The following is an 8098-nucleotide window of genomic DNA, read 5'->3' as shown; positions in this document are numbered from 1 at the left end:
TGTCGGACAGCTCGACGCCGATGTGCGCGATCGGCGAGCCGATCGGGCCCATGCTGAACGGCACCACGTACATCGTGCGGCCGCGCATGGCGCCGCGGAACAACGCCTTCTCGCCGGTCTGCAGCAAGGCGCGCATCTCGGCCGGGGCCATCCAGTTGTTGGTCGGGCCGGCGTCTTCCTTGCGCTCGCAGCAGATGAAGGTGCGGTCTTCCACACGCGCCACGTCGCTCGGATCGCTGCAGGCGAGGTAGCTGTTCGGGCGCAGCTCGGGGTTCAGCCGCTTCATGGTGCCGGCCTCGACGAGCTGGCCGCACAGGCGGTCGTACTCTTCCTGGGAGCCATCGCACCAGTAGACGTCCTTCGCTTCGGTCAGCGCCGCCATCTCGGCGACCCAGGCCAGCAGGCGGGCGTGGAGGACATAGGCAGGCGCGTTCAGGCGCACCCCTTCGAGCACGGGACGGTTCATGTCGCTTCCGATCTTCAAAGTCAAAAAAGGCGGGATTGGGCAAGCCGGCGGGGCCCGGTTCGAGAGGTCCGGAGGGCTTGCCCAATGCCGCCGCGCGACGCCGCGGGAATTACGGCGGGTTTCATGGCGGGGCCGGGTTGCGGCGACAGGCCACGGGCGCGGATGCTGGAGGGGATTGTGAAATCAGTGTACCGGCGCGGTAACCACCGGAGCCCGGGGGCGGTCATGCATTAGCGGAATAGTTTCATGCGTGACCCCGAAGAGGCGGCATGATTCGCGCCACAGTCTCTGGCCCGACCGACTCGACATCCATGCCCACTGCCCACCTCGCCACCCTGTCCGCGCTTGCGGCGAGCCTGCTCCTGGGCGCCTGCAGTGTCGGATCAGGCGGCATCTCGCGCCAATTGCCGCCAATCGCCATCAATTCGTTGGGCATGCAGATGGTGCGGATTCCTGCGGGCGAATTCCTGATGGGCAGCGAGGCACGCGAGGCCGAGCTGGCGCGGCAGTTCCCTGCCTACGAGCGCAAGCGGCTGAGCGACCTGGCCGACGAGGCGCCGGTGCACCGCGTGCGCCTGACGCGGCCGTTCTACATGGGCCGCCATGAGGTGACGGTGGGCCAGTTCCGCAGCTTCCTGCAGGCCTCCGGCCACGTGCCGGAATCGGTGGCCGATGGCACTGGCGGCTACGGCTACAACCCGCGCTACGACCCGGCCACCACGCGGCGCGGCGACGCCTTCGAGGGCCGCGACCCGCGCTACTCCTGGCAGAACCCCGGCTTCGCGCAGGGCGACGACCATCCCGTCGTCAACGTGACCTGGAACGATGCGCAGGCTCTGGCCGCCTGGCTCAGCCGCACCGAGAAGCGCCGCTACCGCCTGCCGACCGAGGCCGAGTGGGAATACGCCTGCCGCGCCGGCACGCGCAGCCACTACCACGGCGGCGACGATCCGGCGTCACTGGCCAGGGTCGCCAACGTTTTCGACGCCGACGCCGCCGGGAACTGGCCGGCCTGGAGGGCGTTCGCCCTACCCACGCATGACGGCTTCGCGTTCACGGCGCCGGTCGGCCAGTTTGCGCCCAACGCCTTCGGCCTGCATGACATGCACGGCAACGTGTGGGAGTGGACCGCCGACTGGCACGACGAGCAGTACTACGCCCGCTCGCCGCTGGACGACCCGCCGGGCCCGACCGATGGCTCGGTAAAGGTGCGTCGCGGCGGCTCCTGGCACACCTGGCCGCTTTACGCGCGCTGCGCCTACCGCAACTGGAACTCGACCGATACGCGCTACACCCTGGTCGGCGTCCGCCTGGTGATGGAGGCGACGCCGTAAGCTACGCGCATCGAACCGAGGACCCTCCGTGCGCCACCTGCCCTTCGCCCTTGCCGCCGCCGCGCTGACGCTGGCCGCGCGGCCCGCCCACGCCACGCCGGCCGAATACGGGGAGGCGATGTTCCGCCTGGCCACCGAACGCGGCTGCCTGGCCTGTCATGCCCTGCAGCCGGGCGCCAAGCGAGCCGACGGCCTGCCGCCGATCGCACCGGCCTGGATCGACATCGCCAAGCGCTACCGCGACGACCCTGCCGCCTCCGAGCGACTCACCCGCTCCGTGATGACCGGCTCGAACCCGAAGGCCCGCCACTGGGCCGGCAAGGTCAGCGAGGCCAACATGCCGCCGAATGCCGGCGTGGTGACGCTGCGTGAGGCGCGCGCACTCGTGAACTGGATCCTGGTTCTGGTGCCCTAGCGCCGAGGGCCCGGCCAGCCGGCCTGGAAATGCTCGCAGAATCCGTGGATGACCACCCGCCGCCGCCTGCTCCTCGGCACTGCCGCCGCTCTGTCATTTCCCCGCCTCGCCGCCGCGCAGCAACGTGCGTCGCTCGCCGATCCGCTGCGGCTCGGCGCCGACCAGTCGCTGATGGACTCCGGACTGGCCACAGCCCTGCTGAAGGCATTCGGCCGCGACACCGGCGTGGTCGTGCAGCTGAACGCCGGGCCCGCCCAGCCGCTGCTGGACGCGCTGGAGCGCGGCGAACTGGATGCCACACTCACCAACGCGCCGCAGGCCGAGCTCAGGCTCGAATCGCAGGGGCTGGCGCACGACCGTCGCCGCGTGGCCGACTCGGCGCTGGTGCTGGTCGGCCCGGCACCGAAGAAGAAGGCGCCCGACCCGGCCGGCATCGCGAAGATGACCGACGCCGCCGCAGCCCTGGTACAGATCCGCGACGCCGCGGCGGCCGCGCCGGGGACGATAGTCTTCCTCAGCCCCGGCGACGGCTCCGGAGCCCACTTGGCCGAGCAGGCGCTGTGGCGCGCCGCGCAGGTGGCTCCGGCTGCGCCCTGGTATGCCAAGGTGACGGCGGGCGCGCTCGTCGCGCAGGCACGCCAGCAAGCGGCCTATGCGCTGGTGGAGCGCGGCGTGTGGGCCGCCCGCGGCGGTACACCCCTGGCCGTGCTGGTGGAAGGCGACGGGCGCATGACATTGCCCGTGCACGTGATGCGCGCCTTTCGCGTCAACCATCCGGCGGGCAAGCTCTTTGCCACCTGGATCACCGGACCGAAGGGCCGCGCCGTGGTGGCCCGCCAGCGCGGCTACCGCGTGCCGGCCTGAGGCTCGCGCCATGCGCCTGATCAGCCTGAACGTCTCGCCCGCGCGGGCAGTGCAGATCAAGGGCCGCAGCGTGATGACCGGCATCGGCAAGCGCGCCGTCGAGGGCCCGCTGCGCGTGGCGGCACTCGGCCTCGAAGGCGACGAGCAGGCCGACCTGTCGGTGCACGGCGGGCTGTCCAAGGCCCTCTACGCCTATCCCTCGGAGCACTACCCGTTCTGGCAGACGGTGCGCGCCCAGGCGCGCGTTTCGCTGTGGGACGAGCCGCTGCCGCCGGGCATGATGGGCGAGAACCTCACCCTCGAGGGCCTGCTGGAGCAGGACGTCTGCGTCGGCGACGTGCTGCGCTTTCCCGACTGCGAGCTGGCGGTCAGCGAGCCGCGCTTTCCGTGCTTCAAGTTCAACGCCGCGATGGGCTTCGACCAGGCCAGCAAGCTGATGACGGCCAACGGCTGGTGCGGCTTCTACCTGTCGGTGCGGGTGGCCGGCACATTGCGGGCCGGCGAGTCATTCGAACTCGCACACGGCCCGCGCGAGGTCGGCATCGCGGAACTGTTCCGCTCGCGTGTCGCCGCGCAGCGACGCTGACGCCGTCGCACCGTGGCGCAATGGCGCAGTGGGCGGCGAGGGCACTCCGGTTCTGTCATGTCACGCGCGCAGAATGCACTTCGGGCGCCGGTCCGCGCGCACCGCACCAGAACCAAGGAAGGAGAATGAGCATGGGCATCATGAGTTTCTTCAAGGAAGCCGGCGAGAAGCTGTTCGGCAGCAAGGACGCCGAAGCCGCGGCAGCAGCCGCCGCGCAGGCCCCGAGTCAGGCGGAACTGCAGGAGCGCGCCCGCGCCGCCAATGAAGGCGCGGCCAAGGCGATCGAGAAATACATCGCCTCGCAGAACCTCTCGGCCGACGGCCTGGCGGTGGCGTTCGACGGCGCGACCAGCGCCGTGACCGTCTCCGGCCAGGCTGCCGACCAGGCCACCAAGGAGAAGATCCTGCTGTGCTGCGGCAACGTGCAGGGCGTGGCCTCGGTCTCCGACCTGATGACCGTGGCCCAGCCCGCCGACGAGTCGCAGTACCACACGGTGGTCAAGGGCGACACGCTGTCGGCCATCGCCAAGAAGTTCTACGGCAACGCCAACCTCTACCCGAAGATCTTCGAGGCCAACAAGCCGATGCTCACGCACCCGGACAAGATCTATCCGGGCCAGCTTCTGCGGATTCCTCCGAACTGAGCGTCACGCCAGGGCAGGGTAGTCGGTATAGCCGGCTGCTCCGCCCCCGTAGAAGGTCTCGCGCCGGGGCTCGTTGAGCGGCGCGTTTTCGCGCAGCCGGCGGACCAGGTCGGGGTTGGCGATGAAGGGCTTGCCGAAGGCCACCAGGTCGGCGCGGCCGCTCTCGACCACCTCCAGCGCCATCGCCCGGTCGTAGCCGTTGTTGACCATCCACGCGCCGCCGGGGTGCGCCGTCTTGTAGACGCGGCGCAGCGCCTCGAAATCGAACGGCACGGCGTCGCGCGGGCCGCCCGTGGCGCCTTCGATCAGGTGCAGGTAGGCCAGCTTCATCGGCGCGAGGCGCTCGACCACGTGGCCGTACAGTGCCTGCGCATCGCTGTCCTGCCCGAGGTCGTTGGCCGGGGTCACCGGCGACAGGCGCAGGCCCGTGCGGCCGGCGCCGATCTCGATGGCCACCGCCTCCATCACCTCCAGCAGCAGCCGCGCACGGTTGGCGATCGGGCCGCCGTAGGCGTCGGTGCGGTCGTTCAGGCTGTCGCGCAGGAACTGCTCGAGCAGGTAGCCGTTGGCACCGTGCACTTCCACGCCGTCGAAGCCGGCGGCGATGGCGTTGCGCGCGGCGGTGCGGTACTCGCCGATCAGGCGCGGGATCTCGTCGGCGCGCAGCGCCCGCGGCGCCGACACCGTCTCGAAGCCCTTGAGCGTGAAGGTCTTGGTGTTGGCGGCCCGCGCGCTCGACGACACCGGAACCATGCCCTCGGGCAGCAGCGAGACATGCGAGATGCGGCCCACGTGCCAGAGCTGGATCACGATCTTGCCGCCGGCTGCATGCACGGCATCGGTGACGCGACGCCAGCCGGCCACCTGCTCGGCGCTGTAGATGCCCGGCGTATCCAGATAGCCCTGGCCCTCGGGCGAGATCTGCGAGGCCTCGGTGACGATCAGACCGGCGCTGGCGCGCTGCCGGTAGTACTCGACCTGCAGGTCGCCGGGAATGCGGCCGGGCAGAGCCCGGTTGCGCGTCAACGGGGCCATCACGATGCGGTTGGCCAGGGCGATGTCGCCGGCCTCAAAGGGGGTGAAGAGGGTCTGCATGGCGCGGGACGATACAGTCGGGCCCGGATTCCTGCAGACACCCGCCCATGCTCGCCTACCGACACGCCTTCCACGCGGGCAACCACGCCGACGTGCTCAAGCACATCGTGCTGGTGCAGGTGCTGCGTTACATGAACGGCAAGGACAAGCCCTACCGCTTCGTCGACACCCACGCCGGCGCCGGCGGCTATTCGCTGGAAGGCCGCTATGCGCAGAAGAAGGGCGAGTTCGAGCAGGGCATCGGCCGGCTGTGGGGCCGCGACGACCTGCCCGAGCCGGTGGCCGACTACGTCGAGCGGGTGCGCGCCTTCAACCCGGGCGGCGCGCTGGAGCAGTACCCCGGCTCGCCGGCCATCGCCCACATGCTGCTGCGGCCGACCGACCAGATGCGCCTGTTCGAGCTGCATCCCACCGAGCACCGCATCCTCGAGTCCTACCTCGGAAGCCAGCGCGGCGTGGAGGTGAAGCATGCCGACGGCTTCGACGGCCTGAAGAGCCAGCTGCCGCCGAGCACGCGCCGCGGCGTGGTGCTGATCGACCCCAGCTACGAGGGCCACGGCGACTACGGCCGCGTGGTGGCCACGCTGCGCGATGCGGTGCAGCGCTTCGCCGAGGGCGTCTACCTCGTCTGGTACCCGCAGGTGCAGAAGGTGGAAGCGGCCGAGTTGCCGCGCCGGCTCGAAGCGCTGGCGCCCAAGGGCTGGCTGCATGCGCGCCTGACGGTGGCCCGGCCCGACGCCATGGGCTTCGGCCTGGCCGGCAGCGGCATGTTCGTCATCAACCCGCCCTACACGCTGCACGACACGCTGGCCGGCGTGCTGCCCTGGCTGGTGGAGGCGCTGGGCCAGGTAGCGGGCGCGAACTTCCTGCTCGACCAGAAGGCCGTCTAGGGTCTGGCCGCGGGCGTCGCGGCGGGCTGCTCGTGCATCTTGCGCAGCCGCGCCATCCAGTCGCTCCAGTCCACCGGCCCGCTGTCGAAGCGCTTCTTCAGGTTGGTCAGCACGGCACCCCAGGCGCGATCGAAGTAGGCGTGGGCCTGGTCCCACTCGCCGCCTTCGCCCCAGCCGGTGTGGTGCAGCGTCACGCGGGTGGAGGCGGCGTCCACCTCCTTCAACCGGACGACCACGAAGGTGCGCTGCGCGCGCACCTGCGGCAGGTGCGGCGGCGCGTTCCAGTCGAAGCTCAGCAGGGTCGGCGCCTGTAGCGCCATGTAACGCATGTCGTCGGCGCCCTTCATGCCGGGTGCCGCGAGTGGATCGAAGTGGACGTGAAATGCACCCCCGACACGCGCCTCGATCTCGGCGTCGGGCGCCATGAAGGAAACGATGCCGTCGCGCGTGGTCCAGGCCTTCCAGACCTCGCCGATCGGTGCCGCGACGAGCACCTCCTTGTCGATCGATCGCTGCTGCGCGCCGGCCACCGAAGCAAGCACCAACAACAGCAGGGCGACGATCGGGCGCATGGCGGGCTCCGGCAGTCTGGACAGGCACCCAGACTAGCTCCTGGCTTGCGCCAAGACAAGGCGCGCGGCAACACGCGCTTACCGACGGCCGACAGGCCGCGTCACTTCCGGCCAGGGCATGGTTCTTGTACGTCACGGGCTCCCACCCGCGACCGCCATGACCCGCCTGCACCGACTCGTCGCCGCCCTCGGCCTGGCCGCCGGCTCGCTGCTGCTCGGCGGCTGCACCACCTCGCTGGTGGTGGCCCACCTGTACGACAAGATCACCGAAGGCGATCCGGCGTCGTGCTTCCGCCTGAACAGCGTCGACCGCGCGTTGCAGCCGCGCTGCGGCACCTACCAGCCTGGCAGCCTGAAGGCCGAGGACCTGCGCGCCTCGGGCCTGCCGGTGTGCCCGCTGACGCTGGCCGCGCGCGATCCGGCGAACTGGAAGCTGCTGCCCGAGATGATCGACAAGGGCGCATTGCCCGAGGCCTGCATCACGCCGCCGACGGTGGCGCTCGCCCAGGCCCATCCCTGCCCGGACTTCGCAGCTGCGGCGCCGGCCGAGCTGGCCGCGCTGCGCTGGCTCGCGGAAGCCGATGCGCGCGCCATCCACCACGACACGGTGCGCATGCTCAGCTGCCCGAACGCGCGCGCCGTCGGCCTCGACACCGTCCTCGAGGGCTGGCTGGCGCAAGACCAGCTGCGCGCCGACACCCTGCCTTTCGGCGTGATGGGTGCCCTGCACCCGTCGCACTTGAACTCCACGCTCGCGCGCACCCTGGAGGCCCGCGGCCACACCGCGCGCGCCTCGCTGGCGGCGCACAACGGCCGCCTGCCGGGCGGCTACGAAGAGGCACTGCGCACGGCCGACTTCGCGGCGCTCGACTGGTGGGTACAGCGCGAGCCCTCGCTGGTCGACCGCGTGCCCGCGGCCGAAGCCCGGCAGCTGCCCTGGGTGCCGCTGGCCCGCGTGATCACGCCGGCCTTCGTGGGCGAGCCCACCCGCCAGCGCGAACTCGTCGACTACCTGCTGGCCCACGGCGCGCAGCCCTGGCGCTCGCTGCCGCACGACCCGAACCTCACGCCGGCCACGCTGGCAGTGAAGCTCCACAGCCCGCTGGCGCAGACGCTCGCCGGCCCGCGTGTGGCGGCCACGCGCGGCGGTGCGACCGCCGCAGCCACCTCCGCAGCTGCCGCAGCAGCGACCCTGCCGGCGCGCTGAGGCCCCTCAGGGAATCCGGTCGGGT

Annotated in this window: 9 protein-coding genes and 1 pseudogene; 7 read left to right on the top strand and 3 right to left on the bottom strand. The window is 71.0% G+C overall.

Annotated features, from left to right (window positions below; genetic code table 11):
- Positions 1-466 (bottom strand): annotated as a pseudogene (locus AB7U92_RS17220) (phosphoenolpyruvate carboxykinase (GTP)); the annotation flags it as partial.
- A gap of 311 nt (positions 467-777) precedes the next feature.
- Between AB7U92_RS17220 and AB7U92_RS17215 the strand changes: the two are divergent.
- From AB7U92_RS17215 to lysM, 5 genes are all read left to right on the top strand, one after another.
- Positions 778-1800: a formylglycine-generating enzyme family protein gene (locus AB7U92_RS17215; protein ID WP_428579552.1), complete on the top strand. Its 1023-nt coding sequence runs from the start codon at positions 778-780 to the stop codon at positions 1798-1800.
- 28 nt (positions 1801-1828) lie between these two features.
- Complete coding sequence (locus AB7U92_RS17210; RefSeq protein WP_428579550.1) at positions 1829-2215, top strand: c-type cytochrome; 387 nt, start codon at positions 1829-1831, stop codon at positions 2213-2215.
- Between the two features lie 48 nt (positions 2216-2263).
- A complete protein-coding gene (locus AB7U92_RS17205) occupies positions 2264-3079 on the top strand; it encodes a substrate-binding domain-containing protein (RefSeq protein WP_428579547.1) in 816 nt (271 codons plus the stop codon).
- Positions 3080-3089: 10 nt separating this feature from the next.
- Positions 3090-3665 (top strand): MOSC domain-containing protein, encoded by a 576-nt coding sequence (locus AB7U92_RS17200; protein WP_428579544.1) that lies wholly within the window; start codon positions 3090-3092, stop codon positions 3663-3665.
- A gap of 131 nt (positions 3666-3796) precedes the next feature.
- Positions 3797-4309, top strand: coding sequence for a peptidoglycan-binding protein LysM (gene lysM / locus AB7U92_RS17195; RefSeq protein WP_428579542.1), 513 nt, complete (start codon positions 3797-3799; stop codon positions 4307-4309).
- 3 nt (positions 4310-4312) lie between these two features.
- Here lysM and AB7U92_RS17190 read toward each other — a convergent pair whose 3' ends face one another.
- Positions 4313-5404 carry an alkene reductase gene (locus AB7U92_RS17190; protein WP_428579539.1) on the bottom strand — a complete coding sequence of 364 codons (1092 nt, stop codon included), beginning with the start codon at positions 5402-5404 and terminating at the stop codon, positions 4313-4315.
- Positions 5405-5451: 47 nt separating this feature from the next.
- Here AB7U92_RS17190 and AB7U92_RS17185 point away from each other — a divergent pair, with 47 nt between their 5' ends.
- A complete protein-coding gene (locus tag AB7U92_RS17185) occupies positions 5452-6294 on the top strand; it encodes a 23S rRNA (adenine(2030)-N(6))-methyltransferase RlmJ (protein WP_428579536.1) in 843 nt (280 codons plus the stop codon).
- Here AB7U92_RS17185 and AB7U92_RS17180 read toward each other — a convergent pair.
- Positions 6291-6866, bottom strand: coding sequence for an SRPBCC family protein (locus tag AB7U92_RS17180; protein WP_428579533.1), 576 nt, complete (start codon positions 6864-6866; stop codon positions 6291-6293). The genes AB7U92_RS17185 and AB7U92_RS17180 overlap by 4 nt on opposite strands.
- Before the next feature lie 157 nt (positions 6867-7023).
- On the opposite strand from AB7U92_RS17180, the gene AB7U92_RS17175 reads away from it, so the two are divergent.
- Complete coding sequence (locus tag AB7U92_RS17175) at positions 7024-8073, top strand: hypothetical protein (RefSeq protein ID WP_428579530.1); 1050 nt, start codon at positions 7024-7026, stop codon at positions 8071-8073.
- Positions 8074-8098 lie beyond the last annotated feature (25 nt).

The sequence above is a fragment of the Piscinibacter sp. genome (assembly GCF_050175855.1).
Lineage (GTDB): Bacteria > Pseudomonadota > Gammaproteobacteria > Burkholderiales > Burkholderiaceae_C > Piscinibacter.
Note: the sequence above shows the minus strand (reverse complement) of the source record. Positions and strands in the feature narration are given on the sequence as shown.

Coding starts and splice junctions, on each gene's coding strand:
- AB7U92_RS17215 (WP_428579552.1), top strand. CDS start 778: ATGCCCACTGCCCACCTCGCCACCCTGTCCGCGCTTGCGGCGAGCCTG.
- AB7U92_RS17175 (WP_428579530.1), top strand. CDS start 7,024: ATGACCCGCCTGCACCGACTCGTCGCCGCCCTCGGCCTGGCCGCCGGC.
- AB7U92_RS17205 (WP_428579547.1), top strand. CDS start 2,264: ATGACCACCCGCCGCCGCCTGCTCCTCGGCACTGCCGCCGCTCTGTCA.
- lysM (WP_428579542.1), top strand. CDS start 3,797: ATGGGCATCATGAGTTTCTTCAAGGAAGCCGGCGAGAAGCTGTTCGGC.
- AB7U92_RS17190 (WP_428579539.1), bottom strand. CDS start 5,404: ATGCAGACCCTCTTCACCCCCTTTGAGGCCGGCGACATCGCCCTGGCC.
- AB7U92_RS17180 (WP_428579533.1), bottom strand. CDS start 6,866: ATGCGCCCGATCGTCGCCCTGCTGTTGTTGGTGCTTGCTTCGGTGGCC.
- AB7U92_RS17185 (WP_428579536.1), top strand. CDS start 5,452: ATGCTCGCCTACCGACACGCCTTCCACGCGGGCAACCACGCCGACGTG.
- AB7U92_RS17200 (WP_428579544.1), top strand. CDS start 3,090: ATGCGCCTGATCAGCCTGAACGTCTCGCCCGCGCGGGCAGTGCAGATC.